Origin of the sequence: Bacillus sp. EU55 (assembly GCF_038005925.1) — a bacterium.
Taxonomy (GTDB): Bacteria; Bacillota; Bacilli; order Bacillales; family Bacillaceae; genus Bacillus; species Bacillus velezensis.
This window is the reverse complement of record NZ_JBBOUE010000001.1, coordinates 2,773,258-2,799,230: the sequence shown is the minus strand read 5'-3', so window position 1 is coordinate 2,799,230 and position 25,973 is coordinate 2,773,258. Positions and strand designations below refer to the sequence as shown.

General features: G+C 46.2%; 24 protein-coding genes and 3 pseudogenes. 24 read left to right on the top strand and 3 right to left on the bottom strand.

Features of this window, described 5'->3' with window-relative positions; translation table 11 throughout:
• Positions 1-12 precede the first annotated feature (12 nt).
• Both NYE50_RS14200 and NYE50_RS14195 read left to right on the top strand, forming a co-directional pair.
• Positions 13-582: a ComE operon protein 2 gene (locus tag NYE50_RS14200; protein WP_003152868.1), complete on the top strand. Its 570-nt coding sequence runs from the start codon at positions 13-15 to the stop codon at positions 580-582.
• Positions 583-2,934, top strand: coding sequence for a DNA internalization-related competence protein ComEC/Rec2 (locus tag NYE50_RS14195; RefSeq protein WP_159354394.1), 2,352 nt, complete (start codon positions 583-585; stop codon positions 2,932-2,934).
• Between the two features lie 18 nt (positions 2,935-2,952).
• Here the strand turns inward: NYE50_RS14195 and NYE50_RS14190 are convergent, their stop codons facing one another.
• Positions 2,953-3,087, bottom strand: coding sequence for a YqzM family protein (locus NYE50_RS14190; RefSeq protein WP_003152870.1), 135 nt, complete (start codon positions 3,085-3,087; stop codon positions 2,953-2,955).
• A 40-nt stretch (positions 3,088-3,127) separates the two neighbouring features.
• On the opposite strand from NYE50_RS14190, the pseudogene NYE50_RS14185 reads away from it, so the two are divergent.
• Both NYE50_RS14185 and holA read left to right on the top strand, forming a co-directional pair.
• Positions 3,128-3,284: pseudogene (locus NYE50_RS14185) on the top strand (hypothetical protein).
• 34 nt (positions 3,285-3,318) lie between these two features.
• Positions 3,319-4,360, top strand: a pseudogene (holA, locus tag NYE50_RS14180) (DNA polymerase III subunit delta).
• 16 nt (positions 4,361-4,376) lie between these two features.
• On the opposite strand, the gene rpsT reads toward holA, so the two are convergent.
• A complete protein-coding gene (gene rpsT / locus NYE50_RS14175; protein ID WP_003152876.1) occupies positions 4,377-4,643 on the bottom strand; it encodes a 30S ribosomal protein S20 in 267 nt (88 codons plus the stop codon).
• Positions 4,644-4,845: 202 nt separating this feature from the next.
• Between rpsT and gpr the strand changes: the two genes are divergently transcribed.
• From gpr to mtaB, 12 genes are all read left to right on the top strand, one after another.
• Positions 4,846-5,952, top strand: coding sequence for a GPR endopeptidase (gene gpr, locus NYE50_RS14170; protein ID WP_159354392.1), 1,107 nt, complete (start codon positions 4,846-4,848; stop codon positions 5,950-5,952).
• Positions 5,953-6,019: 67 nt separating this feature from the next.
• The gene (spoIIP, locus tag NYE50_RS14165) at positions 6,020-7,213 is read left to right on the top strand and encodes a stage II sporulation protein P (protein ID WP_159354391.1); all 1,194 of its coding nucleotides are present in this window, start codon (positions 6,020-6,022) and stop codon (positions 7,211-7,213) included.
• Positions 7,214-7,229: 16 nt separating this feature from the next.
• Positions 7,230-7,568: a YqxA family protein gene (locus NYE50_RS14160; RefSeq protein ID WP_007408270.1), complete on the top strand. Its 339-nt coding sequence runs from the start codon at positions 7,230-7,232 to the stop codon at positions 7,566-7,568.
• Between the two features lie 132 nt (positions 7,569-7,700).
• A complete protein-coding gene (gene lepA, locus NYE50_RS14155; protein WP_014418416.1) occupies positions 7,701-9,536 on the top strand; it encodes a translation elongation factor 4 in 1,836 nt (611 codons plus the stop codon).
• Between the two features lie 59 nt (positions 9,537-9,595).
• Positions 9,596-10,735, top strand: a complete 1,140-nt coding sequence (gene hemW / locus NYE50_RS14150) for a radical SAM family heme chaperone HemW (protein WP_159354390.1) — start codon at positions 9,596-9,598, stop codon at positions 10,733-10,735.
• Positions 10,736-10,815: 80 nt separating this feature from the next.
• Positions 10,816-11,847: a heat-inducible transcriptional repressor HrcA gene (gene hrcA / locus NYE50_RS14145; protein WP_159354389.1), complete on the top strand. Its 1,032-nt coding sequence runs from the start codon at positions 10,816-10,818 to the stop codon at positions 11,845-11,847.
• A gap of 59 nt (positions 11,848-11,906) precedes the next feature.
• Positions 11,907-12,482: a nucleotide exchange factor GrpE gene (gene grpE / locus NYE50_RS14140; RefSeq protein WP_003152892.1), complete on the top strand. Its 576-nt coding sequence runs from the start codon at positions 11,907-11,909 to the stop codon at positions 12,480-12,482.
• Between the two features lie 24 nt (positions 12,483-12,506).
• Entirely contained in the window at positions 12,507-14,345 is a 1,839-nt protein-coding gene (dnaK, locus tag NYE50_RS14135) for a molecular chaperone DnaK (protein WP_007408273.1), read from the top strand.
• Positions 14,346-14,530: 185 nt separating this feature from the next.
• On the top strand, positions 14,531-15,658 hold the full coding sequence (dnaJ, locus tag NYE50_RS14130; RefSeq protein ID WP_003152895.1) for a molecular chaperone DnaJ: 1,128 nt from the start codon (positions 14,531-14,533) through the stop codon (positions 15,656-15,658).
• A 23-nt stretch (positions 15,659-15,681) separates the two neighbouring features.
• A complete protein-coding gene (gene prmA / locus NYE50_RS14125) occupies positions 15,682-16,617 on the top strand; it encodes a 50S ribosomal protein L11 methyltransferase (RefSeq protein ID WP_159354388.1) in 936 nt (311 codons plus the stop codon).
• A gap of 22 nt (positions 16,618-16,639) precedes the next feature.
• Positions 16,640-17,410: a 16S rRNA (uracil(1498)-N(3))-methyltransferase gene (locus tag NYE50_RS14120; RefSeq protein ID WP_007408275.1), complete on the top strand. Its 771-nt coding sequence runs from the start codon at positions 16,640-16,642 to the stop codon at positions 17,408-17,410.
• Positions 17,410-18,765: a tRNA (N(6)-L-threonylcarbamoyladenosine(37)-C(2))-methylthiotransferase MtaB gene (mtaB, locus tag NYE50_RS14115; RefSeq protein WP_007408276.1), complete on the top strand. Its 1,356-nt coding sequence runs from the start codon at positions 17,410-17,412 to the stop codon at positions 18,763-18,765. The genes NYE50_RS14120 and mtaB overlap by 1 nt, the downstream gene beginning before the upstream one ends.
• Positions 18,766-18,802: 37 nt before the next feature.
• On the opposite strand, the gene NYE50_RS14110 is transcribed toward mtaB, so the two are convergent.
• Entirely contained in the window at positions 18,803-19,729 is a 927-nt protein-coding gene (locus tag NYE50_RS14110) for a Na/Pi symporter (RefSeq protein WP_015240237.1), read from the bottom strand.
• Between the two features lie 171 nt (positions 19,730-19,900).
• On the opposite strand from NYE50_RS14110, the gene rpsU reads away from it, so the two are divergent.
• The 8 genes and pseudogenes from rpsU to NYE50_RS14070 all read left to right on the top strand — a co-directional run bounded on the left by rpsU (position 19,901) and on the right by NYE50_RS14070 (position 25,956).
• Positions 19,901-20,074, top strand: a complete 174-nt coding sequence (rpsU, locus tag NYE50_RS14105; RefSeq protein ID WP_003152957.1) for a 30S ribosomal protein S21 — start codon at positions 19,901-19,903, stop codon at positions 20,072-20,074.
• A gap of 14 nt (positions 20,075-20,088) precedes the next feature.
• Positions 20,089-20,535: a GatB/YqeY domain-containing protein gene (locus NYE50_RS14100; protein WP_007408278.1), complete on the top strand. Its 447-nt coding sequence runs from the start codon at positions 20,089-20,091 to the stop codon at positions 20,533-20,535.
• Positions 20,536-20,657: 122 nt separating this feature from the next.
• The gene (locus tag NYE50_RS14095; RefSeq protein ID WP_022552942.1) at positions 20,658-21,974 is read left to right on the top strand and encodes an NfeD family protein; all 1,317 of its coding nucleotides are present in this window, start codon (positions 20,658-20,660) and stop codon (positions 21,972-21,974) included.
• Positions 21,975-21,998: 24 nt separating this feature from the next.
• Positions 21,999-22,991: a flotillin-like protein FloA gene (floA, locus tag NYE50_RS14090; protein WP_014418409.1), complete on the top strand. Its 993-nt coding sequence runs from the start codon at positions 21,999-22,001 to the stop codon at positions 22,989-22,991.
• A 27-nt stretch (positions 22,992-23,018) separates the two neighbouring features.
• Positions 23,019-23,453 (top strand): hypothetical protein, encoded by a 435-nt coding sequence (locus NYE50_RS14085; RefSeq protein ID WP_014418408.1) that lies wholly within the window; start codon positions 23,019-23,021, stop codon positions 23,451-23,453.
• A gap of 56 nt (positions 23,454-23,509) precedes the next feature.
• On the top strand, positions 23,510-23,791 hold the full coding sequence (yqfC, locus tag NYE50_RS14080; protein ID WP_003152966.1) for a sporulation protein YqfC: 282 nt from the start codon (positions 23,510-23,512) through the stop codon (positions 23,789-23,791).
• Positions 23,792-23,808: 17 nt separating this feature from the next.
• Positions 23,809-25,033: pseudogene (yqfD, locus tag NYE50_RS14075) on the top strand (sporulation protein YqfD).
• Positions 24,997-25,956 (top strand): PhoH family protein, encoded by a 960-nt coding sequence (locus tag NYE50_RS14070; protein ID WP_159354386.1) that lies wholly within the window; start codon positions 24,997-24,999, stop codon positions 25,954-25,956. The pseudogene yqfD and the gene NYE50_RS14070 overlap by 37 nt, the downstream one beginning before the upstream one ends.
• The last annotated feature ends 17 nt before the right edge of the window (positions 25,957-25,973 follow it).

Genomic DNA, 25,973 nt, shown 5'->3' with positions numbered 1-25,973 from the left:
GAGGGAACACTTGTGGAACGAATCTCATGGAATCAATATTTTATGGCGCAAAGCCATTTGCTGGCGCTGAGAAGCACATGTCCGAGACTGTCAGTCGGGGCAACCGTAGTCAGAGACAAGCGGATGATCGCCGGCGGATACAACGGCTCAATTGCCGGAGGCGTCCATTGCGCTGATGAAGGATGCCTTTTAATAGATAATCATTGCCAGAGGACCATACATGCAGAGATGAATGCGATTCTGCAATGTTCTAAGTTCGGTGTTCCGACGGAGGGCGCCGAAATTTATGTGACGCATTATCCTTGTATTCAATGCTGTAAATCAATTATCCAGGCAGGCATCAAAACGGTTTATTATGCCGAAGATTACAAAACACAGCCTTATGCAAAAGAGCTGTTCAGCCAAGCCGGAGTCAAGGTGGAGCAGGTTGAACTTGATGAGATGATCATCGATCTGAAAAACCGCGAAAAATTGTCTTTTGTAGCAGGTCTGATTCAGCAATTATCTGATGCGGGGGTTAAGGCAGATGAACTGAAAAAAATTCATGAACAGGCCAATGAGCTGTTTACCAGTTACGTATAAATGAAATATAAATACCTTCTTCTGCCTCTGGCGGCGGTTTCTGCAACTGCGGGAATTGCCGCCGCTCATGTCTTCTGGGTTCTGCTCCTTTTTCTTCTGTATCTTCTCTTTATTATTGTAAAAACAAAGCAGTATGCTCCGGTTATCGTCTGCCTCGTTTCTTTTTGTCTTTATTTCTTTCTTTATACGGTTTGTGACGCTGCGAATGTAACGCGCTATCAGGCCGGCAGTTATACTGAACAGGCCGTCATCACTAATATTCCGAAGGTTGACGGAGCGAAAATGTCAGCCGTTATCCGTACACATGACAAGGAAAAATGGGCGGCTTCGTACAAAATCCGGTCTCTTGAGGAAAAGAGACTCATTGAACAGCTTGAACCGGGGATGCGCTGCACGTTTACAGGCTCTCTGGAACAGCCTGCACATGCGACGGTTCCCGGAGGTTTTGATTATAAGGAATATCTTTACTCTCAGCAGATTCACTGGTTATTTTCCGTGACTTCCATTCAGCAGTGTGAAAAATCCAAACAGCCGCTGTTTAAACTGCTGAACATCAGAAAAAATTTGATTTCGATCATTCGGAATCACGTGCCTGAATCTTCCGCCGGAATTGTTGAAGCGCTGACCTTAGGTGAAAGATTTTCTATAGAGGACGATATACTGAGTGCGTATCAAAATTTGGGAGTCGTTCATTTAATGGCGATTTCCGGAATGCATGTCGGTCTTATTACGGCGGGATTATTTTATGCTCTGATCAGAATCGGGCTGACAAGAGAAAAAGCGGGAATTTTGCTGCTGCTGTTTTTGCCGGTGTATACGCTGCTGAGCGGTGCCGCCCCATCCGTATTGCGCGCATCCCTCATGCTGGGATTTTATATCGCCGGAACTCTTGTTAAACGCGGCATTCATTCCTCTGCTGCATTGTCCCTGTCTTATCTGCTGCTCCTGCTGTTTAATCCTTACTTCCTTTGGCAGGCGGGCTTCCAGCTTTCCTTTGCGGTAAGCGCCTCTTTAATTCTGTCATCCTCCATTTTAAAGAAAGCAGGGAAAAGCAGACTTGCCGGGCTTGCGATGGCTTCATTCATTGCGGAGCTCAGCTCACTTCCGTTTCTCCTCTATCATTTTCAGCAGATTTCACTTGTCAGTTTTCCGATGAATATGGTGATGGTGCCTTTTTATACGTTATTTGTCATTCCGGTTTCTGTCATCGGTTTCCTTCTTCTTTTACTCTCAAGGCAGATGGGAGAATGTTTGTTTGGTATGTTTGACCTTGTGATGAAGCCTGTGCATGATTTCATTACATATGCGGCATCCGTTGATTTATTTACTATGATTGTGTCAAAGCCTGACTTTCTTTCCCTTCTGCTGCTTGCGGTTTCCGTTTTTACGCTTTTTGCGGCTTTGGAAAAGGGAGGTTTTTTAAAACTCAGGAAATCGGCTCTATTTTTCTGCGCGGTTTTGGCTTATTTAATATGCCGTCCGTATTTCTGTCCATGGGGAGAAGCGGATATGCTTGATATCGGGCAGGGAGACTCACTGTTTATAAGTGCGCCGCACCGCAAAGGGACCGTAATGGTTGATACAGGGGGAGTGATTGCTTATCCCGGAGAATCATGGAAAGAAAAACGTCACCCGTATTCTATCGGCGAGAAGGTTTTGATTCCATTTTTAAACGGAAAAGGGGTGAAAAAGCTGGATGCACTGATTTTAACCCATGCGGATCAAGATCACATCGGGGAAGCCGGAGTGTTAATCAAAAATCATAGAGTCAAACGGTTAATTGTCCCCGTAGGATTCGTAAAAGAACCGAAAGATCAGAACATATTAAATATGGCGAAAGAAAACAACATTCCCGTTGCCGAAGCAAAGCGGGGCGACACCATTACAGCCGGGGATATTCAGTTTCAGGTGCTGTCTCCGGAGTCGTCTGACGGAAGGAGTAAAAATGATTCGTCACTGGTGCTTTGGACGGTTTTAGGCGGAGTGAGCTGGCTTTTGACGGGAGATTTAGAATCGGACGGCGAAACAGAAGTGCTGAAAACGTATCCGAATCTGAAGGCTGATATATTGAAGGCGGGTCATCACGGCAGCAAAAGCTCAACGAGTGAAGCCTTTTTGAAGCAGCTTCAGCCGGAAGCAGCGCTGATTTCAGCAGGAAAAGAGAATCGATACCATCATCCGCATGAAGAAGTGCTGGATCGTTTGAAGGCGTACTCTGTCAATGTGCTTCGCACCGATATCAGCGGAACGATTCAATACAGATTTAAAAAAGGCGCCGGAACGTTTTCCGTCTTCCCTCCATATGATATAGAAGAAACCAGGGCGCAAGAAGTAAAAAAGACTGCCGATTGACAGCAGCCCGGAATGCGGCTAAGAGCCGATAAGATGGATGGCTGTTGCCATCACGAACAAAAAGGCGAAAAATCCGAAGGACACGACAAAACCGACAGCTGAGTCAACAGCATCATTTCGTTTGCTTTGAACGTTTTTTTCAAAATCATTCAATTTCATCCCTCCTGACTTCCCTAAGTATACTGGAATTGTTTTGAAAAATCTAGAAGTGATGGTAACGTTTTCTGTTCTTGTGATTATCGCCTTTTTACAAGCAGACCCGGGAGCTTGTGAAGCAGGCGTTTATTATAAATGAGGAAGCTGTCCTTAAAGCTTCCTCTTTACTAATTGCCGAACTCAATTTAGGATAGAAGGGGATCAAGAAAGAGAGGAAGTCATACGATCATGGTATTTGATGTTTGGAAAGCCCTGAAAAAAGGGGATGTCCGCTCCGTTTATTGTTTATACGGAAAAGAAACGTATCTGCTCCAAGAAACTGTCAGCCGGATCAGACAAGCTGTCGTTGATGAGGAGACAAAGGATTTTAACCTGTCTGTTTTTGATCTTGAAGAAGATCCGCTTGACCAGGCCGTAACCGATGCTGAAACGTTTCCGTTTATGGGAGAGAAGCGGCTGGTCATCGTAAAAAATCCGTCTTTTTTAACAGGGGAAAAAAAGAAAGAAAAAATAGAGCATAATACAGCCGCTCTGGAGACTTATCTGAAGGAGCCTGCGCCTTATACGGTCTTTTTGATTGTGGCTCCGTACGAGAAGCTGGACGAACGGAAAAAGCTGACGAAAGCGCTGAAGCAAAAAGCCCTTATGATTGAAGCTAAGGAGCTGAATGCAAAGGAGACGACTGATTTTACGATTAATCTGGCGAAATCCGAAAATAAAATGATCGATACAGAAGCTGCCGAGCATTTGGTTCTGCTTGCAAACGGCCATCTGTCTTCCATATATCAGGAAATACAAAAACTCTCCGCCTACACCGGTGACAGACATGAGATCACACTTGAAGATGTCCGTGAGCTCGTCGCAAGAAGTTTGGAGCAGAATATTTTTGAGCTGATCAACAAAATCGTGAACCGAAAACGGACGGAAAGTCTTCAAATATTTTATGATCTTTTAAAACAAAACGAAGAACCGATCAAAATTATGGCGCTGATCGCCAACCAATTCCGTCTGATTATGCAGACAAAGTATTTTGCGGGACAAGGATACGGCCAAAAGCAAATCGCTTCCAACTTAAAGGTGCACCCCTTCCGGGTAAAGCTGGCGATGGATCAGGCGAGGCTTTTTTCTGAAGAAGAGCTGCGGCGTATTATAGAAAGACTCGCAGTGATGGATTATGAAATGAAAACGGGGAAAAAGGACAAGCAGCTCTTGCTGGAGCTCTTTCTCCTTGAGCTTCTCCGGACTGAATGAAAAAAACGATCCCCGTTAAAGGGATCGTTTTTGTATTATGCAGAAAGTCCGTTCACTTGTTTCGCAAGTCTAGATTTGTATCGAGCTGCGGCATTTTTGTGTACAAGACCTGTTTTCACTGCTTTATCAATGCGTTTCGCTGCTTCAGAAAGAGCAGTTTTCGCTTTATCCGCTTCGTTGTTAGCAACAGAAGCTTCAACTTGTTTGATTGCAGTACGCATAGCAGATTTGATTGTCGCGTTATGAGCGCGGCGTTCGTTGTTTGTTTTTGTACGTTTAATCGCTGATTTAATGTTTGGCATGTGTTTCACCTCCTAAGATACAACCTGTAGCACAGTGTCTTAAGGTTAAATCTTCTTCACAATAGAACAAATTGTATTCTATCAAACAGAACTTTAGATTGCAATATAAATGTAAAGTATTTTTCGTTGATGGGTAAATTCGCATGATTCGTTTTGTAAATGGCCACACTATGTACCACGATGATTGAAGGAGGTCTTCCCTGTGAAAAACAACGAACTGGATGTCAATCAATTTCTGATACGGACGGATTTAGCGGTAGAAACGAAACAGGCGGTAAAAGACGGACAAGCCGGTCAGAAAAAAGAAATAAACGGGTTTATTGAAAAAGAACGCGACAAGGGCGGCATTAAAGTCAGAACCGTCGATATAACCAAAGAAGGCGCCGAGCTATCGGGGAAAAAGCAGGGACGCTATGTCACGATCGAGGCTCAAGGGGTTCGGGAACACGACTCTGAGATGCAGGAAAAAGTAACGGAAGTGTTTGCCGAGGAATTTTCCGCCTATCTGTCGGCATTAAAGATTCCAAAGGATGCAAGCTGTTTGATCGTCGGTCTGGGCAACTGGAATGTGACGCCGGATGCGCTCGGCCCTCTCGTGACCGAAAACCTTCTCGTGACAAGGCATTTGTTCAGGCTTCAGCCGGAAAATGTGCAGGAAGGGTACAGGCCGGTCAGCGCGCTTGCTCCCGGTGTGATGGGATTAACGGGAATTGAAACGAGCGATATTATTCAAGGTGTGATCAAAGAATCAAAGCCGGATTTTGTGATCGCGGTAGACGCTCTTGCGGCAAGAGCCGTTGAAAGGGTGAACACGACCATCCAATTTTCTGATACGGGCATTCACCCGGGATCAGGCGTCGGCAATAAGAGAAAAGAATTAAGCAAGGAGACGCTCAGCATCCCCGTCATCGCAATCGGGGTACCGACTGTCGTTGATGCGGTTACGATCGCAAGCGATACGGTGGATTATATTTTAAAACATTTCGGCAGAGAGATGAAAGATGACAGCCCGTCAAGATCTCTGGTGCCCGCCGGAATGAACTTCGGCAAAAAGAAGGTGCTGACAGACGAAGACCTTCCCGGAGAAAAAGAACGCCAATCCTTTCTCGGTATTGTCGGCACGCTGGACGAAAACGAAAAACGCCAGCTGATTCACGAAGTGCTTTCTCCGCTCGGCCATAATCTGATGGTCACGCCGAAGGAGATTGACACCTTTATTGATGATATGGCGAATGTGCTTGCAAACGGGTTAAACACCGCCCTTCATGAAAAAGTGTCACAAGATAACAAAGGTTCTTATAATCATTAAAATGGTTCTACCTCCTCTAGCTTGTTCATAGAGTAATTACTAGACAAGCGCTGGAGGGATTCAAATCATGAGAAAAAAACGCAGAAACCGTCAAATTGTCGTTGCAGTAAACGGTGGAAATGCGCTCAAGGGCATGTTTTTGTTTATGACAAGCCTTATCGTTATTTTCGTATTATCGGGTGTGCTCACATCGCTTCGCCCTGAACTGAGGCTTTCTTCGGATTCTCTTCACGGAATTGCCGGAGAACTTCCGGGTGACGCGTTTGCACACCTCCTCGGCATGGAAAATCATTATTTCGCCTCAGAGCTTCCTGAAAAAGACTCTTTTCAGCTGTCCCGGCTTTCCTTAAAACTGGCGACAAGCATTAATATGGAAGACCCGCGGAGTTTCTTGGGACGTGAGCTGCCGGGATTTGCCCAATACGATACGGAGATCCTTCTGGCGGGGCAGGGGACGGATTATACGAATATGCCGGCTGAATCTCCGCCGCCGTCAAAGGTGATGGAAAAAGAAAAAGAAGTGAATCTGGCAGAAATCGAAAACAAAACGAAAAAAGAGGAAACGGCGCCGCCGAAACATTCAACAGGCAGCAAAAAAGTCGTCTTTATTTACCACACTCATAATACCGAATCCTATCTTCCTCTGTTAAAGGGGGAAACAAATCCGGATAACGCCCGCCATTCGAAGGCCAATGTCACGCTTGTCGGAGATATGTTCGGAAAAGCGCTTGAAGCGCAAGGTGTAGGAGCGACCGTAGATAAAACCGACATTCAGGCCCGCCTGAACAAAGACGGCTTAAATTATGCGCGAAGCTACGACGAATCAAGGCCGGTCGTAAAAAGCGCGCTCGTCAAAAATAAAAACCTGCAATATACCATAGACATTCACCGGGATTCCCGCCGCAAGAAAAATACGACAGCCGATATTAAAGGAAAAAGCTATGCCAGAGTCGCCATCGTCGTCGGCAAAAAAAGCGCTAATTTTGAAGAAAACTATAAACTCGCAAGTGAACTTCATAAGCTGATGGAGAAAAAATACCCCGGCTTAAGCGTCGGTGTTTTATCAAAAGGCTCTCCGGGAGATAATGGAGTATACAACCAAGATTTAAACGACCGGTCACTTCTGCTGGAATTCGGGGGCGTGGATAACAATCTTGAAGAACTGAGGCGCGCATCAGATGCCGTGGCCGATGTGTTCAGCGAACTGTACTGGGATGCAGAAAAGGTCAGCTCGCAATCAGGAGAGAAGAAAAAACAATAGAAATCAGGTGATTCAAATGATCCGTTTTACCGGCAAATGCCTGCTGATCGCCATTGTCATGTTTTTCGGCGTTTTGTTCGGCATGCAGCAGGCAAACAGCGGAATGCTTGATATGAAAGGATACAAAGATCCCTCCTTAAAAGGAGCATTCACGCTCGGCGGCGGAGAAGGACAGGAAAAAGAAGCTTCCATTTTGGGACAAACCGTTACGGCGAAAGATCTGGAAGAAAAACAAAAACAGCTGGAACAGGCGGAAACCTTCAACCTGTTTTCAAAAGCCGGAGAAACCCTTTCAAATACCGTGACGGACTCGGCGCAGGCGATGTATGAGTGGGTTTCGAAACTGAACCGTTAGCATTGATGAAGAGAAAAGCGGATGATTCCTTAAAGGAAGCTTTTCTCTTTCTTGTTTTAATTGAATGTTTACAATCCTATTGATATAATCTAAGCTAGTGTATTTTGCGTTTAATAGTAGGAGTGATAGATTGTGACAGATAAAGAAAAGCGTTTAGAGAGGCAGTCAAGAATCCGGAATTTCTCCATCATCGCCCACATAGACCACGGCAAATCGACCTTGGCGGATCGGATTTTAGAAAAAACATCGGCGATCACCCAGCGGGAAATGAAAGAACAATTGCTTGATTCAATGGACCTTGAACGCGAACGGGGAATTACCATCAAATTAAATTCCGTTCAGCTGAAATACAAAGCAAAAGACGGAGAAGAATATATATTCCATCTCATCGACACGCCCGGACACGTCGACTTTACATATGAAGTATCGCGAAGCCTGGCTGCCTGCGAAGGCGCGATTCTCGTTGTTGATGCGGCTCAGGGAATAGAAGCGCAGACATTGGCGAACGTCTATCTGGCGCTTGATAATGATCTTGAGATTCTTCCTGTCATTAATAAAATCGATCTTCCGAGCGCAGAGCCAGAACGTGTGCGTCAAGAGGTTGAGGACGTTATCGGCCTTGACGCTTCAGACGCTGTCCTCGCTTCAGCGAAAGCGGGCATCGGCATCGAAGACATTTTAGAGCAGATCGTAGAAAAAGTGCCGGCTCCTGCGGGAGATCCGGAAGCTCCGCTGAAAGCGCTCATCTTTGACTCGCTTTATGACGCGTACCGAGGAGTCGTCGCGTATATCAGAGTCGTAGAAGGAACGGTCAAACCGGGCCAGAAAATTAAAATGATGGCAACCGGAAAAGAGTTTGAAGTGACAGAAGTCGGTGTGTTCACGCCGAAAGCAACTCCGACAGATGAACTGACCGTCGGCGATGTCGGCTTTTTAACTGCTGCGATCAAAAATGTCGGTGACACACGCGTCGGTGACACGATAACAAGCGCGGCCAATCAGGCTGCCGAAGCATTGCCTGGGTATCGCAAGCTGAACCCGATGGTGTATTGCGGTTTGTATCCGATCGATACGGCCAAATACAATGATTTAAGGGAAGCTCTTGAGAAGCTTGAACTGAATGACTCATCGCTTCAATATGAAGCAGAGACATCCCAAGCGCTCGGATTCGGTTTCCGCTGCGGATTTTTAGGTATGCTTCACATGGAAATCATTCAGGAGCGGATTGAGCGTGAGTTTAAAATCGACCTGATCACAACGGCACCGAGTGTTATCTATGATGTGTATATGACAGACGGCGAAAAGGTTGTTGTTGACAATCCGTCCAACATGCCTGACCCACAAAAGATCGAAAGAATCGAGGAGCCGTATGTAAAAGCGACAATGATGGTGCCGAACGATTATGTCGGTGCGGTGATGGAGCTTTGCCAAGGAAAACGCGGCAATTTTATCGACATGCAATATTTAGACGCAAATCGTGTCAGCATTGTCTATGACATGCCATTAGCGGAAATCGTATATGAATTTTTTGATCAGCTGAAATCAAGCACAAAAGGCTACGCGTCCTTTGATTACGAACTGATCGGCTACAAACCGTCTAAACTCGTCAAGATGGACATTATGCTGAACGGAGAAAAAATCGACGCCCTTTCATTTATCGTGCATCGCGATTACGCGTACGAACGCGGAAAAGTAATTGTGGAAAAACTGAAAGAGCTTATTCCGCGCCAGCACTTTGAAGTACCGATTCAAGCAGCGATCGGACAGAAAATCGTGGCCCGCTCAACCATTAAGGCCATGCGGAAAAACGTCCTTGCAAAATGTTACGGAGGAGACATCTCGCGGAAACGGAAGCTTCTTGAAAAACAAAAAGAAGGAAAACGCCGGATGAAGCAGGTCGGCTCAGTAGAAGTGCCGCAGGAAGCGTTTATGGCCGTTCTTAAAATGGATGACAGCCCGAAAAAATAACGGAAGCCGCCGCAGTCCCGCACTGCGGCTTCTTTCTGTAAAGAAGAAGGTGTTTCAAAATGAAATCAGCTTATATTCATATCCCGTTTTGTGAGCATATCTGCCACTATTGCGATTTCAATAAATATTTTATTCAGAGCCAGCCTGTCGATGAGTACTTAAACTCACTCGAAAAGGAAATGATAAATACAATAGAACGGACAGGACGCCCTGATCTCCGTACGATTTTTATCGGGGGAGGCACGCCGACATCGCTCTCACCCGTCCAGCTGGAAAAAATGATGGATTCCATTCACCGCGTGCTGAAGCCTTCTGACGGACTCATAGAATTTGCCGCGGAAGCGAATCCGGATGATTTGTCCCCGGAAAAATTAAAAATCATGAAAAATGCCGGTGTCAACCGGCTGAGCTTCGGTGTTCAAACCTTTGAGGATGAGCTTTTACAAAAAATCGGCAGAGTGCATAAACAAAAGGACGTATTCACTTCCTTTGAACGTGCGAGGGCTCTCGGCTTCGACAACATCAGTCTCGATTTGATGTTCGGCCTGCCGGGTCAGACGCTGTCCGATCTTGACAATTCCGTCAAAACGGCTTTGTCTCTTGATGCGGAGCACTATTCCGTTTACTCGCTGATCGTAGAGCCGAAAACGGTGTTTTATAATTTAATGCAAAAAGGCCGCCTGCATCTCCCGGCGCAAGAACAAGAGGCCGAGATGTATGAAACGGTCATGAGGCAGATGAGGGAAGCGGGCATCCGTCAATACGAGATCAGTAACTTTGCAAAGCCCGGATACGAATCGCAGCATAATCTGACGTATTGGAGCAATGAAGAGTATTTCGGTTTTGGCGCTGGCGCTCACGGATATATCAGCGGCACGCGCACCGTCAACGCCGGGCCTGTGAAACATTACATGCAGCTCATCGAAGAAAAGGGGCTGCCTTACCGTGACACGCACGAGGTGACACGTGAGGAGCAGATTGAAGAAGAAATGTTCCTCGGTCTCAGAAAAATGTCCGGCGTACAAAAGCAAGCTTTTCTCGATAAATTCGGACGCTCGGTCGACGAACTGTTTCCCGATGTTCTCAAAGATTTAACCGAAAAAGGCCTGATCTGTGACACGGAAGAATCGGTTGCATTAACGCATGAGGGCAAATTATTAGGAAATGAGGTTTTTGGCGCTTTTTTGGGTGAGTTATAATTGACATTTTTCTTTTGGTTTGTTACTTTTGATATAGAATTAGCACTCGCTGACCTTGAGTGCTAACAGGGGTGATGATGATGTTAACAAATCGTCAGCTGTTGATCCTGCAAGTGATTATTAATGATTTTATACAATCAGCGCAGCCTGTAGGTTCAAGAACTCTTTCAAAAAAAGACGAGATTACATTCAGCTCTGCAACGATCAGAAACGAGATGGCTGACTTGGAGGAATTGGGCTTTATTGAAAAAACCCATTCATCCTCAGGACGGATTCCGTCGGAAAAAGGGTACAGGTATTATGTCGATCATTTGCTGTCACCCGTCAAGCTGACAAAAACCGATCTGGATTTAATTCACTCGATATTTAAAGAAAAAATCTTCGAGCTGGAAAAAACAGTCCAAAAATCAGCGCAAATCCTGTCCGACCTGACAAACTACACATCGATTGTCCTCGGGCCGACGCTGAGCGAGAACTATCTTAAACAGATTCAAATCGTTCCGATCCAGCCGGATAAGGCGGTCGCCATCCTCGTCACGAACACGGGGCATGTCGAAAACCGCACCATCAATTTCCCGGCTAAAGTGGATTTGGGCGATATTGAAAAACTGGTCAATATATTAAACGATCGATTAGCGGGCGTGCCGATGGACGAACTGAATGAGCGCATTTTCAAAGAGGTTGTCACCTATTTAAGGCAGCATATCGCCAACTATGACAGCATACTTGAATCGCTCCGCTCCACATTCCATCCGGCGGCCCACGTTGAGAAATTATTTTTCGGCGGAAAGATCAACATGCTGAATCAGCCGGAGTTCCATGATATTGAAAGGGTCCGCTCGCTCTTATCTTTAATTGAAAAAGAGCAGGATGTTCTGAAGCTGTTTCAGTCATCAAAAGCCGGGATTTCAATCAAAATCGGGAAAGAAAACGACTACGAAGAAATGGAAAACTGCAGCTTAATCACGGCCACCTATACAGTTGATACGAAACAGATCGGATCAATCGCCATTATCGGGCCGACGCGCATGAATTATTCAAGAGTCGTCAGCCTGCTGCAGCACGTGACTTCGGACTTGTCAAAAGCATTCACAAGTTTGTATGATGAATAAGGGAATTTTGGCAATCATTTTCAGTCATCTTTTTACAGCATTTGAGGGAGGTGAACACAATGTCAGAAGAAAAACAAACCGCAGAACAGGTTGAAGCAGCAGAACAAGAAGAAGTGACAGAACAGGCAGAACAAGCCGCTTCACAAGAGCAGCATGAAGAAACGGCAGGTCAGGAAGAAGCCCTTCAGCACCAAATTGATGAATTGCAGGGTTTGCTTGATGAAAAAGAAAACAAACTTTTGCGTGTTCAAGCAGACTTTGAAAACTATAAACGACGCAGCCGCCTTGAAATGGAAGCTGCTCAGAAATACCGTTCTCAAAACGTCGTAACGGAAATCCTTCCGGCTCTCGACAACTTTGAACGGGCGTTACAGGTAGAAGCTGAAAGCGAGCAGACAAAAAGCTTGCTGCAAGGTATGGAAATGGTCCGCCGCCAGCTGATGGACGCACTTGAAAAAGAAGGCGTTGAAGCCATCGAAGCTGTCGGTCAGGAATTTGATCCGAACCTTCACCAAGCCGTCATGCAGGTGGAAGATGAAAACTTCGGCAGCAATATTGTTATCGAAGAACTGCAAAAAGGCTACAAACTGAAGGATCGCGTCATCCGTCCTTCAATGGTAAAAGTGAATCAATAACTACATAGCAGGAGGTAATTCAAAGTGAGTAAAGTAATCGGAATTGACTTGGGTACGACAAACTCATGTGTGGCAGTGCTTGAAGGCGGAGAGCCTACAGTCATCGCCAACGCTGAAGGAAACCGTACGACTCCGTCAGTCGTTGCATTTAAAAACGGCGAGCGCCAAGTAGGGGAAGTGGCGAAACGCCAATCCATCACAAATCCTAACACAATCATGTCTGTTAAACGCCATATGGGTACTGACTATAAAGTGGAAATCGAAGGAAAAGACTACACGCCTCAAGAAGTGTCAGCTATTATCCTTCAGCATCTGAAAGCATATGCTGAAAGCTACCTCGGCGAAACAGTTTCAAAAGCCGTTATCACGGTTCCTGCATACTTCAACGATGCAGAGCGCCAAGCGACAAAAGATGCCGGTAAAATCGCCGGTCTTGAAGTAGAGCGTATTATCAACGAGCCGACTGCAGCAGCGCTTGCATACGGACTTGATAAAACGGACGAAGACCAAACAATTCTTGTTTACGACCTTGGCGGCGGTACGTTTGACGTATCTGTTCTTGAACTTGGCGACGGCGTGTTTGAAGTCCGTTCAACTGCCGGTGACAACCGTCTTGGCGGGGACGACTTTGACCAAGTCATCATCGATCATCTCGTAGCAGAATTCAAAAAAGAAAACGGCATTGATCTTTCAAAAGACAAAATGGCGCTTCAGCGTTTGAAAGATGCGGCTGAGAAAGCGAAAAAAGATCTTTCCGGCGTATCATCCACACAAATTTCTTTACCGTTTATCACGGCGGGAGAAGCAGGTCCGCTTCACCTTGAGCTGACCCTGACCCGCGCTAAATTCGAAGAGCTTTCCGCTCACCTTGTTGAGCGCACAATGGCTCCTGTCCGTCAGGCTCTTCAAGATGCGGATCTTTCTGCAAGCGAAATCGACAAAGTTATCCTTGTCGGCGGATCAACACGTATTCCTGCCGTACAGGAAGCAATCAAAAAAGAAACGGGTAAAGAAGCGCATAAAGGCGTAAACCCTGATGAAGTTGTAGCGCTGGGTGCAGCGATTCAAGGCGGCGTCATCACGGGAGACGTAAAAGACGTTGTTCTTCTTGACGTTACACCGCTTTCTCTCGGTATTGAAACAATGGGCGGCGTGTTCACGAAACTGATCGACCGCAACACGACAATTCCGACAAGCAAGTCTCAAGTATTCTCAACCGCTGCTGACAACCAAACGGCTGTTGACATTCACGTGCTTCAAGGTGAGCGTCCGATGTCTGCCGATAACAAAACGCTCGGCCGCTTCCAGCTTACTGATATCCCGCCGGCACCGCGCGGCGTACCGCAAATCGAAGTTTCTTTCGATATTGACAAAAACGGTATCGTAAACGTAAGAGCGAAAGATTTAGGCACAGGAAAAGAACAAAACATTACTATCAAATCTTCTTCAGGTCTTTCTGATGATGAGATCGAACGCATGGTAAAAGAAGCGGAAGAAAACGCTGACGCTGATGCGAAGAGAAAAGAAGAAATCGAAGTCCGCAACGAAGCTGACCAGCTTGTGTTCCAAACGGAAAAAACATTAAAAGATCTGGAAGGCAAAGTGGACGAAGAGCAAGTGAAAAAAGCAAACGACGCGAAAGACGCGCTGAAAGCCGCTATCGAGAAAAACGAAATTGAAGACATCAAAGCGAAAAAAGATGAGCTTCAAACAATCGTTCAAGAGCTTTCTATGAAGCTTTATGAAGAAGCTGCAAAAGCGCAGCAGGCTGAAGGCGGAGCAAACGCTGAAGGCAAAAAAGCGGACGACAACGTTGTCGATGCGGAATACGAAGAAGTAAAAGACGACGAAACGAAAAAATAAGTTCTTTCCCGCATGGCTATAGGCGGAAGAACACACAGCATATTCTGATTCAACAGACAGAAAGTCAAAGTCAGGCATCTCTTGGCTTTGACTTTTTTTCTTGCCCGGGATAAAAGGAATTGAAAAAACATAATTCAAAATGATACAATCTAATTTATGTGAGAAATTCGGGAGAGTGAAGCGAGATGAGTAAGCGTGATTACTATGAAGTGCTTGGGGTAAGTAAGAGCGCTTCAAAGGATGAAATCAAAAAAGCCTATCGGAAGCTTTCAAAAAAATATCATCCTGATATCAATAAAGAATCCGGAGCAGATGAAAAATTCAAAGAGGTAAAAGAAGCGTACGAAGCGCTCTCAGACGACCAAAAACGCGCTCAATATGACCAATTCGGCCATACAGACCCTAACCAGGGATTCGGCGGCGGTTTCGGAGGCGGCGGAGACTTCGGCGGCTTCGGTTTCGATGACATCTTCTCAAGCATCTTCGGAGGCGGCACGAGACGCCGTGACCCGAATGCGCCGCGGCAAGGCGCGGATCTGCAGTATACAATGACCCTGTCATTTGAAGACGCGGCTTTCGGAAAAGAAACGATCATTGAAATTCCGCGCGAAGAGAATTGCGAAACATGTAAAGGGTCTGGCGCGAAGCCGGGAACAAAGCCGGATACGTGCTCGCACTGCGGAGGTTCAGGCCAGCTGAACGTCGAACAGAACACGCCGTTTGGCAAAGTGGTTAACCGAAGAGTCTGCCACCACTGTGAAGGAACAGGAAAAATCATCAAAAACAAGTGTTCTGACTGCGGCGGCACGGGCAAAGTGAAAAAACGGAAAAAAATCAATGTCACGATTCCTGCCGGTGTGGATGACGGACAGCAGCTGCGCGTTCCGGGCCAAGGTGAACCGGGCGTAAACGGAGGGCCGGCGGGAGATCTGTTTGTCGTATTCCATGTGCGCGCCCACGAGTTCTTTGAGCGCGACGGAGACGATATTTATTGCGAAATGCCGTTAACGTTTGCCCAAGCGGCACTCGGAGACGAAGTGGAAGTGCCGACGCTTCACGGAAAAGTGAAATTGAAAATACCTGCCGGCACACAAACAGGCACGAAATTCAGATTAAGAGGCAAAGGCGTTCAGAACGTCCGGGGCTACGGACAAGGCGACCAGCACATTGTCGTCCGCGTCGTCACACCGACGAATCTGACAGACAAACAAAAAGACATCATCCGCGAGTTCGCTGAAGTCAGCGGAAACCTGCCGGATGAACAAGAAATGAGTTTCTTTGACAAAGTAAAACGCGCATTTAAAGGCGAGTAATGATTGGATAGGAGTTGGTAGTTTTGAAATGGTCCGAAATCAGCATTCACACAACACATGAAGCGGTTGAACCCATCTCAAATATTTTGCATGAAGCTGGTGCGAGCGGGGTTGTCATCGAAGATCCGTTTGATTTAATGAAAGAGCGTGAGAATGTTTACGGGGAAATCTACCAGCTCGACCCCAATGATTACCCCGATGAGGGTGTCATTGTCAAAGCGTATCTGCCGATCAACAGTTTCCTCGGCGAAACGGTGGACGGCATAAAAGAGACGATTAATAATCTGCTTTTGTACGACATTGATTTGGGCAGAAACACAATCACCATTTCTGAAGTTAATGAAGAAGAATGGGCGACAGCTTGGAAAAAGTATTATCATCCTGTGAAAATTTCTGAAAAGTTCACGATTGTTCCCACTTGGGAAACGTACACACCTGTTCATACAGATGAACTGATTATCGAAATGGATCCGGGTATGGCATTCGGTACGGGAACGCATCCGACAACGGTTCTGTGCATTCAGGCGCTTGAGCGTATCGTTCAAAAAGGCGACCGTATCATTGATGTCGGCACCGGTTCAGGAATTTTAAGCATCGCGGCCGCCATGCTTGAGGCCGAATCGGTTCATGCGTATGACCTTGATCCGGTCGCTGTTGAAAGCGCGCGTCTGAATGTGAAATTGAACAAAGTGAGTGATACGGCCGAAGTGAAGCAGAACAATTTGTTAGACGGCATCACGGGCGAACATGATGTCATTGTCGCAAATATTTTGGCGGAAGTGATTCTCCGCTTTACATCACAGGCGTACGACCTGCTCAAAGACGGAGGCCATTTTATTACTTCAGGCATTATCGGCCAGAAAAAACAGGAAGTAAAAGAAGCGTTGGAAAAAGCCGGCTTTACCATCATAGAAATTCTGTCTATGGAAGATTGGGTCAGCATCATCGCGAAAAAATAACAGTTAGTAGGTGTCACAGCGTATGCAACGATATTTTATCGAGCTCACGAAGCAGGAGATGGACGAAACTCCTGATTTTCAAATCACGGGGGAAGACGTCCACCATATAGCGAACGTCATGAGAATGAGTGCGGGAGACCGGATTATCTGCTGTTCGAAAGACGGCCATGAAGCGTTATGCCTGCTTAAAGAGGTTTCTAAAGATCATATATCATGCAGCATTGCTGAATGGACGGGTGAAAACCGTGAACTGCCTTTGAAGATCAGGATCGCCAGCGGCCTCCCGAAAGGCGATAAGCTTGAATGGATTATCCAAAAAGGGACCGAGCTGGGGGCAAGTATGTTCATCCCTTTTCAGGGCGCCAGATCCGTCGTTAAGCTAGACGACAAAAAGGCAAAGAAAAAGCGGGAGAGATGGGCGAAAATCGCGAAGGAAGCGGCGGAGCAATCGTACCGCAATGAAATTCCCGAAGTGAAAACCGTTCATACGTTCCGGCAGCTGCTTGAAATGGCGGAGAATGTCGATAAATGTGTCGTTGCATACGAGGAGTCATCAAAGCAGGGAGAAACGGGCGCTTTCGCTGCGGAGCTCAAAAGCCTTCCGCAAGGTTCGTCTCTTTTAATCGTATTCGGCCCTGAAGGCGGTCTGACTGAGTCTGAAGTTCATCAGCTTTCAGAAAAAGGCGCCGTCTTATGCGGCCTCGGACCGAGAATTTTACGGACTGAAACTGCGCCTCTTTACGCGTTAAGCGCAGTTTCCTATCATACAGAGTTATTAAGAGGTGATCAGTAATGGCAACTGTTGCTTTTCATACCCTTGGCTGCAAGGTCAACCATTATGAAACAGAAGCAATCTGGCAGCTGTTTAAAGATGCGGGTTATGAACGAAAAGAATTCGAACAGACAGCAGATGTATATGTCATTAATACATGTACGGTAACAAACACGGGAGATAAAAAAAGCCGTCAAGTCATCAGACGGGCGATCCGCCAAAATCCTGACGGCGTCATCTGCGTAACAGGGTGCTATGCGCAAACCTCTCCGGCGGAAATTATGGCCATCCCGGGTGTTGACATCGTCGTCGGCACGCAGGATCGTGAAAAAATGCTCGGTTACATTGAGCAGTACAGGGAAGAGCGTCAGCCGATCAACGGCGTCGGCAATATTATGAAAGCACGCGTGTTTGAAGAGCTGGATGTTCCCGCTTTTACTGACCGCACAAGAGCGTCGTTAAAAATCCAAGAGGGCTGCAACAACTTCTGTACGTTCTGCATTATCCCTTGGGCGCGCGGCCTGCTTCGTTCCCGCGATCCGGAAGAAGTCATTAAACAGGCGCAGCAGCTGGTGGATGCCGGCTATAAAGAAATCGTCCTGACGGGGATTCATACGGGCGGCTACGGCGAAGATATGAAAGATTATAATTTCGCCAAGCTTCTCCGCGAGCTTGATACACGTGTAGAAGGACTGAAGCGGATCAGAATTTCATCTATTGAAGCAAGCCAAATCACTGATGAAGTGATTGAAGTGCTGGATGCGTCTGATAAAATCGTCCGTCACCTTCATATCCCGATTCAGTCAGGATCAAACACCGTTCTGAAACGGATGAGACGCAAATATACGATGGAATTTTTCGCAGACCGTTTAAATAAGCTGAAAGAAGCGCTGCCGGGTCTTGCCGTCACATCTGATGTCATCGTCGGTTTCCCGGGAGAAACGGAAGAAGAATTTATGGAAACATACCGGTTCATTAAAGAACATAAGTTTTCAGAGCTTCACGTATTCCCTTACAGCAAACGCACCGGAACACCTGCGGCCAGAATGGAAGACCAGGTTGACGAGAATGTGAAAAACGAACGGGTGCATAAGCTGATCGCGCTGTCTGACCAGCTTGCAAAAGAATACGCCTCCGATTATGAAGGAGAGGTTCTGGAAATCATTCCGGAAGAGGCGTTTAAAGAGTCTGATGAGGAGGGCATGTTCGTCGGCTATACGGACAATTACATGAAAGTCGTCTTCAAAGGCACGGAAGATGTAATCGGCAAACTTGTCAAAGTCAAAATTCAAAAAGCGGGCTATCCGTATAACGAAGGACAATTCGTCCGCGTCGTTGAGGATGAAATGACCCGAAACATGCGCATGTCTTCATAACTGATAAAAAAACCGGTGCCTTCCCGCATCGGTTTTTTTACGGTTTCGGAGGAATCAGCCTGTCAATCAGCCGGTAAAACAAATGTGTGAACGGCAGAAACAATAAGGCGGTGACTACGTTAAATAACAGGCTGAAATGCGCAATCATCTGCGCGGGATCATCAGACAGGCGCTCCGTAAAACCTGCTGATGCGGACAGGAAGGGAAATACGAGCAGCACGCCGAGAATATTAAACACAACGTGAGCACCGGCGGTCTGTCTGGCGGCATACCCGCCTGAAACAGCAGCCATGACGGCCGTGACGCATGTCCCGATATTAGATCCCAGAACGACGCTGACCGCTTGTTCAATGCCGATCACCCCTTCGTTCATAAAACTCATCAAAATGCCGATGCAGACGGAGCTTGAATGAATGATTGCCGTCAATATCATGCCGATAAAAAGAGCGGACCAGCTCGAATCATTCACATGTCGCAAAACCTCCGCCCCAGCCTTCATTTCTGTCAGCGGAACGGCGAGCCGGCTGAAGCATGTGATGCAAAAAAAGATGATGCCGAGACCGAGGAAGCTTATGCCGATCTGCCTGAACGGATATTTACGGAGGAGGATAAACACAAGGCCTCCGATAAAAAGCACCCAAATGAGCACATCCATCTTTATGGCTAAAAACTCCGTCGTAAACGTGGAGCCGACATTCGTGCCGAGAATCATCGGAATGGTCCGTTTAAAAGATAAAGCGCCTGCGCTGACAAAGCCGATGACAATGACCATGAAGGCTGAGCTGCTCTGAAGAAAACCAGTGAATACGATGCTTATGAGAAAAGCTTTCAAAGGGTGGTCGGTAAATAAGAGCAGGCTCTTCTCAATTTTTGAATACGTTAATGCGATCAGCCCCTGCCTGAGCAGGCTCATTCCGAGTAAAAAAATCAGGATAAGTGCGGTAAAGAGAATCAGTATCATCAAATGAAACACCCCTTTCCATCATTATATAGACAAGCAGCCTTATTCATGACGGAAAAGTGAGCTCGCTTAGTTGACCTGACTGATGGCTTATATTATAATGTCAAAGTACATGTTTATATATGTATCTTTTTAAAGGTAGTCGATTGGTGTATTCGGAGGGAGGGAAAGAGAATGTCAAAAACGGTCGTTAGAAAAAACGAATCGCTTGAAGATGCTCTTCGTCGCTTCAAACGCAGTGTATCAAAGACAGGTACTTTGCAAGAAGCAAGAAAGCGCGAATTTTATGAAAAACCTAGCGTAAAGCGCAAGAAAAAGTCAGAAGCTGCTAGAAAACGCAAATTCTAAAAGAGGGTGGATTTATGAGTCTTCTTGAGCGACTTAACCAAGATATGAAGCTGTATATGAAAAGCCGTGAGAAAGACAAACTGACTGTCGTTCGAATGGTGAAAGCTTCACTTCAAAACGAAGCAATTAAGCTTAAGAAAGACAGTTTGACCGAGGATGAGGAACTTACTGTCCTATCTCGTGAACTTAAGCAACGTAAAGACTCCCTCCATGAATTTTCAAACGCTAATCGTTTAGATTTAGTAGATAAAGTTCAAAAAGAGCTGGACATTTTAGAAGTTTATTTACCGAAGCAGCTTTCTGAAGAAGAGCTGCAGACAATCGTAAATGAAACCATCGCTGAAGTCGGTGCGAGCTCCAAAGCGGACATGGGCAAAGTGATGAGTGCTATTATGCCTAAAGTAAAAGGTAAAGCTGACGGCAGCGTAATTAACAGACTTGTCAGCAGTCAATTATCTTAATTGACAAGAAAAAAGACATCTTTCCTAGAGAGATGTCTTTTTTTATACATAAAAAAATGAAACTAAAGTACATTTGTTACGTATATAAAGAAGAACGAAACGGGAAGGAGGGTATATTTGCCTTGTTCCGAAAAAAAACCGGAATTGCTGTTGCTCTATTGGGCTTATTTGTATTATCTTTATTAGGGGTTCAATTGAACGCGAAAGCTGATCATCCATCGGTTTATGTCATCCCGGTTGAGAAAAATGTCGAACAGGGGCTCGCCTCTTTTTTATCGCGTTCTTTCAAAGAAGCGAAGGAGTCCGGCGCGTCACACATTATTCTTGACATCAATACACCGGGAGGCGCCGTTCAATCAGCCTTGGATATTGCGGATATCATCGGCCGCGCGGATGTGCCTGTTACCGCTTACGTTAATAAACGGGCGCTTTCTGCCGGAGCGTATATAGCGCTTCAGGCAGATGAAATCTATATGGCGCCGGGCGGAAAAATGGGTGCCGCAGCCATCATCGACGGAAAAGGAAACGCGGCAGACAAAAAGGCTCAATCACTGTGGCATGCAGAAATGGAGGACGCAGCGGTTAAAAACAACCGAAATCCGAAATATGCGCTGGCCATGGCTGACCCCGCCATCAACGCAAAGGAAGCGGGCGCCCCAAAGGGAAAACTGCTGACACTGACAGCTGAAAAAGCCAAGGAAGTCGGATATTCGGAGGGCACGGTTTCAGACCTTGATGCTTTATATACAAAGCTCGGTTTTGACAAAGCGGATGTTCACCATGCAAAAGAAGGTTTCGTCGGCAAACTGGGCAGATGGCTGACAAATCCGTTTGTTGTCCCCGTCTTATTAACGCTTGCTTTGCTTGGTTTGACCATTGAATTGTTCTCGCCGGGCCTCGGGATACCGGGTGCTGTCGGACTGACGGCCATGCTGCTGTTTTTTACCGGGCATATCGCTGCCGGATTCGCCGGCTATGACAGCGTATTCTTATTTTGCGCGGGCTTGGTTTTTATCCTTTTAGAGATATTTCTGCCCGGAGGCATAATCGGTCTTATCGGTATTGCAGGCGTCATCGCGAGCCTCTTTCTCGCTGCGGGCAGCTTTACTGTAATGGCGGTTTCTCTCTTGATCGCCTTTGCTGTATCTATTACAGCCTTTATCATATTAACAAGGGTGTTGGGGAAACGAATGAAATTCTTTAAAAAATTAATATTAACTGATTCAACAAGCACGGAGAGCGGTTATGTTTCAAATCAGAACCGGACGGAGCTGTTGGGAAAAGTCGGCGTTACCGCTACAGCCCTCAGACCGTCAGGCACCGTCATTATTGATGATGAACGTCTGGATGTCGTCTCGGAAGGATCATTCACTGAAAAAGACAGACAGGTGAAAGTAGTGAAAGCGGAAGGCTCACGCATTGTCGTGAGAGAAATATAGATGATAACCTTGAGGAGGAATTAGATGGAACTGTCAAGTTTGGCGATTTTAGCATTAGTTGCTGCTGCCATTATTGTGTTAGCCATATTCTTCACCTTTGTACCGGTGATGCTATGGATTTCGGCGCTTGCGGCAGGAGTCAGAATCAGCATTTTCACTTTGGTCGGGATGAGGCTGCGGCGCGTCATACCAAGCCGCGTTGTCAATCCGTTAATTAAAGCGCATAAAGCCGGCCTATCCGCAACAACAAATCAGCTCGAAAGCCATTATCTGGCCGGAGGTAATGTCGACAGGGTGGTCAATGCCCTGATTGCGGCACAGCGCGCCAATATTGAACTGACATTTGAACGCTGCGCAGCCATTGACCTGGCTGGGCGTGACGTATTGGAAGCCGTACAGATGAGCGTCAATCCGAAGGTCATTGAAACACCGTTTATCGCGGGTGTCGCCATGGACGGAATTGAAGTAAAAGCAAAAGCCAGAATCACGGTAAGAGCCAATATTGAGCGCCTTGTCGGAGGAGCGGGAGAAGAGACGGTTGTCGCCCGTGTCGGAGAAGGGATTGTCTCGACAATCGGTTCTTCACACAATCATAAAAAAGTGCTTGAAAATCCTGATATGATTTCGCAGACCGTACTTGGCAAAGGGCTGGATTCAGGCACCGCATTTGAAATTCTTTCGATTGACATCGCCGACGTTGATATCGGCAAAAACATCGGAGCGATTCTTCAGACGGATCAGGCAGAAGCAGACAAAAACATTGCGCAGGCCAAAGCCGAAGAGCGCCGCGCCATGGCGGTCGCCCAAGAGCAGGAAATGCGCGCTCGCGTAGAAGAAATGCGTGCAAAAGTCGTGGAAGCAGAAGCCGAAGTGCCGCTTGCGATGGCAGAAGCGTTGCGTGAAGGAAACATCGGCGTCATGGACTATATGAACATAAAAAATATCGACGCGGATACGGACATGAGGGATTCTATCGGCAAGCTGACGAATGACCAGCAAGATGAAGACCAACAATAACCTCTCTATTAAGGAGGGAGCCGCTATATGCACGAGATTCTGACAAATCCGCTCGTCATTGCCGCCGTCATCGGCATTATATCGGCAATATTCGGCAAGAAAAACAAAGATGAAAAACGTCCGCCGGGTACACGTCCCGGAAATCAGGCAAAAAAGCAGGATCAAAAACAGCCGCAGAAAGAGCATAAGCCGGAAGCGGAAGAATTGCCTGCCGTTTCAAAAGAGAACCCTTTTGAGCAAAAAAGAAGGGAAGCTGAAAAGCGCCTAGCGGAGACGGAGCAGATGTTTAACGGGCTTGAACATAAGCTGACATCCGCACGCGCACGAAACGCGTCTCTGAAGAAATCAGCCCTCAAAATAAATAAAGAAACTGCGGTCCAAGGCATTATATTCAGTGAGGTTTTGGGTCCGCCCCGTGCAAAAAAACCGCACCGGACCATGCGGAACATCGGTAAAAAATAAAGTGTTAGAACCCCTTTTCAAATCATACATATGAGATGAAAGGGGGTTCTTTTTTTATGGGGCAAAGAAAGAATCGTGTAAAGGCATGGCTGACAAGAGCATTGGAAATTCCCCCGGACGTTATGATGGATCTGCCTCGTATTACGATGGTCGGCAGACTTCATATCTACATAGAGAATCACAGAGGCCTCCTGCTGTTCAGCGAAGAAGAAGTCAGGCTGATGCTCAAGCAGGGGCAATGTATCATATCAGGAAAAAACTTGGTCATTAAGGCAATCCTTCCTGAGGAAATTCTTTTGGAAGGCACGATAGATCACGTACGATATGTCGATTCATAAAGCCGGGGGGAAATAATGTGAAAAACAAATGGCTGTCATTTTTTTCGGGTAAAGTCCAAGTAGAAGTCAAAGGAAAAGGGATTGAACGGCTGCTGAATGAATGCACGAGAAACGGAATCGCCATCTTTGCGGTGAAAAAAAAGCAAGACTGTGTCCTGCTGATGATTCAGCTTCAGGATGTACATGCTTTCAGAAGAGTCATCAGAAAACATGAATGCAAAGCAAGCTTTACAAAAAGAAAGGGTCTTCCCTTTCTGCTTCTCAAATCAAAATTAAACCTGGGCTTCACTGCGGGATTTGTGATATTTTTTGTTATATTGTTTCTTTTGTCCAACATGATTTGGGAAATTGATATTAAAGGGGCCAAGCCCGAAACCGAGCATCAGATGGTAAAGCACCTTGAAGAAATCGGTGTGAAAAAAGGCCGTTTGCAATTTTTAATGATGACGCCGGAGAAAATTCAAAAATCATTAACAAACGGTATCGATAATATTACGTGGGTCGGTGTGGAATTGAACGGGACAGCCCTTCATATGAAAGTGGTCGAAAAAAACGAACCGACAAAAGAAAAGTACGTGAGCCCCCGTCATATCGTTGCCAAAAAGAAGTCGGTCATCAAAAGGATGTTCGTGCAAAAGGGGCAGCCGATGGCTTTTGTGAACGATCATGTTGACAAAGGACAGCTCCTCGTCTCAGGACTGATCGGAAATGAAGACCGGAAAGTCGCCTCAAAAGCGGAAATTTACGGAGAAACATGGTACAAGTCAGAAGTAACCGTGCCTCTTGAAACATCATTTACGCTATATACGGGTAAAGTAAGGACGAAGCACAAGCTGTCTTTCGGATCATGGGGCGTGCCTTTTTGGGGCTTTGAATTTAATGAGAAGCCGCTGAAACATCCGAAAACAGAGGAAGAAAAGCATCCGTTTCAATTTCTGGGGATGAAGCTTCCGGTTTCTTACGTTCAAGAACAGACAAGAGAAAGTGAAACATCCGTGCGGACTTATACGAAAGGCGAAGCGGTTCAGGCCGGTATCAAAATGGGAAGACAAGATGTAGAAAAGCGATTAAACGGCAGCGGAGAGGTGGAAAGTGAAAAAGTTTTGCACCAATCCGTTGAGAATGGTAAAGTAAAGTTGATTATTCTCTACCAAGTTATAGAAGATATCGTTCAAACCACACCTATTGTTCAGGGAGACTAAAGAATGGCAGAACATTTACTTGCGATTAATCACAAACTGAAAAGCCCGGACGAAGCACTTTCTTTGTTCGGCAGCCAAGATGCCTTTTTACATTTAATGGAGAAGGATCTGGGCATTAGCCTCATCACACGCGGTGAAACCATTTACGTTTCCGGGAATGATGAAACATTTGAGATCGCTGACAGATTATTGGGCTCGCTCCTTACTTTGATTCGCAAGGGGATCGAGATTTCGGAACGTGATGTGCTGTATGCCGTAAAAATGGCAAAAAAAGATGAACTGGACTATTTTGAAAGCATGTATGAAGAGGAAATAACGAAAACGGCAAAAGGCAAACCGATCCGTGTCAAAACCATCGGCCAAAGAGAATATGTGGCGGCGATGAAGAAAAACGACATGGTGTTCGGCATCGGGCCGGCGGGAACCGGCAAAACTTATTTGGCGGTCGTAAAAGCGGTGCATGCTTTAAAAAACGGCCACATTAAAAAAATCATTTTAACAAGACCCGCTGTGGAAGCCGGCGAGAGCCTCGGTTTTCTGCCCGGAGATTTAAAGCAAAAAGTAGATCCTTATCTGCGCCCGCTGTATGACGCGCTCCATGATGTGCTCGGAAGCGACCATACGGAGCGTCTTATGGAGAGAGGGGTTATCGAAATCGCCCCGCTTGCCTATATGAGAGGGCGGACGCTTGACGACGCGTATGTGATTCTTGATGAAGCCCAGAATACCACTCCCGCTCAAATGAAAATGTTTTTGACGAGATTGGGTTTTGGCTCTAAAATGATCATTACGGGCGACGTAAGCCAAATTGACCTGCCGAAAGGCGTCACATCGGGACTTGCAGTAGCGAAGGACATGCTGAAGGACGTAAATGGCATCTCCGTGATAGAACTTGACCAGACAGATGTGGTCAGGCATCCGCTTGTTGCAAAAATTATTGAAGCTTATGATAAGCAAAAGTAATGCAAAAATGACCCGAT

Coding starts and splice junctions, on each gene's coding strand:
- spoIIP (WP_159354391.1), top strand. CDS start 6,020: ATGAGAAAAAAACGCAGAAACCGTCAAATTGTCGTTGCAGTAAACGGT.
- NYE50_RS14120 (WP_007408275.1), top strand. CDS start 16,640: ATGCAACGATATTTTATCGAGCTCACGAAGCAGGAGATGGACGAAACT.
- hrcA (WP_159354389.1), top strand. CDS start 10,816: ATGTTAACAAATCGTCAGCTGTTGATCCTGCAAGTGATTATTAATGAT.
- NYE50_RS14070 (WP_159354386.1), top strand. CDS start 24,997: ATGGCAGAACATTTACTTGCGATTAATCACAAACTGAAAAGCCCGGAC.
- NYE50_RS14100 (WP_007408278.1), top strand. CDS start 20,089: ATGAGTCTTCTTGAGCGACTTAACCAAGATATGAAGCTGTATATGAAA.
- NYE50_RS14195 (WP_159354394.1), top strand. CDS start 583: ATGAAATATAAATACCTTCTTCTGCCTCTGGCGGCGGTTTCTGCAACT.
- rpsU (WP_003152957.1), top strand. CDS start 19,901: ATGTCAAAAACGGTCGTTAGAAAAAACGAATCGCTTGAAGATGCTCTT.
- grpE (WP_003152892.1), top strand. CDS start 11,907: ATGTCAGAAGAAAAACAAACCGCAGAACAGGTTGAAGCAGCAGAACAA.
- NYE50_RS14085 (WP_014418408.1), top strand. CDS start 23,019: ATGCACGAGATTCTGACAAATCCGCTCGTCATTGCCGCCGTCATCGGC.
- floA (WP_014418409.1), top strand. CDS start 21,999: ATGGAACTGTCAAGTTTGGCGATTTTAGCATTAGTTGCTGCTGCCATT.
- dnaJ (WP_003152895.1), top strand. CDS start 14,531: ATGAGTAAGCGTGATTACTATGAAGTGCTTGGGGTAAGTAAGAGCGCT.
- rpsT (WP_003152876.1), bottom strand. CDS start 4,643: ATGCCAAACATTAAATCAGCGATTAAACGTACAAAAACAAACAACGAA.
- mtaB (WP_007408276.1), top strand. CDS start 17,410: ATGGCAACTGTTGCTTTTCATACCCTTGGCTGCAAGGTCAACCATTAT.
- hemW (WP_159354390.1), top strand. CDS start 9,596: ATGAAATCAGCTTATATTCATATCCCGTTTTGTGAGCATATCTGCCAC.
- NYE50_RS14160 (WP_007408270.1), top strand. CDS start 7,230: ATGATCCGTTTTACCGGCAAATGCCTGCTGATCGCCATTGTCATGTTT.
- yqfC (WP_003152966.1), top strand. CDS start 23,510: ATGGGGCAAAGAAAGAATCGTGTAAAGGCATGGCTGACAAGAGCATTG.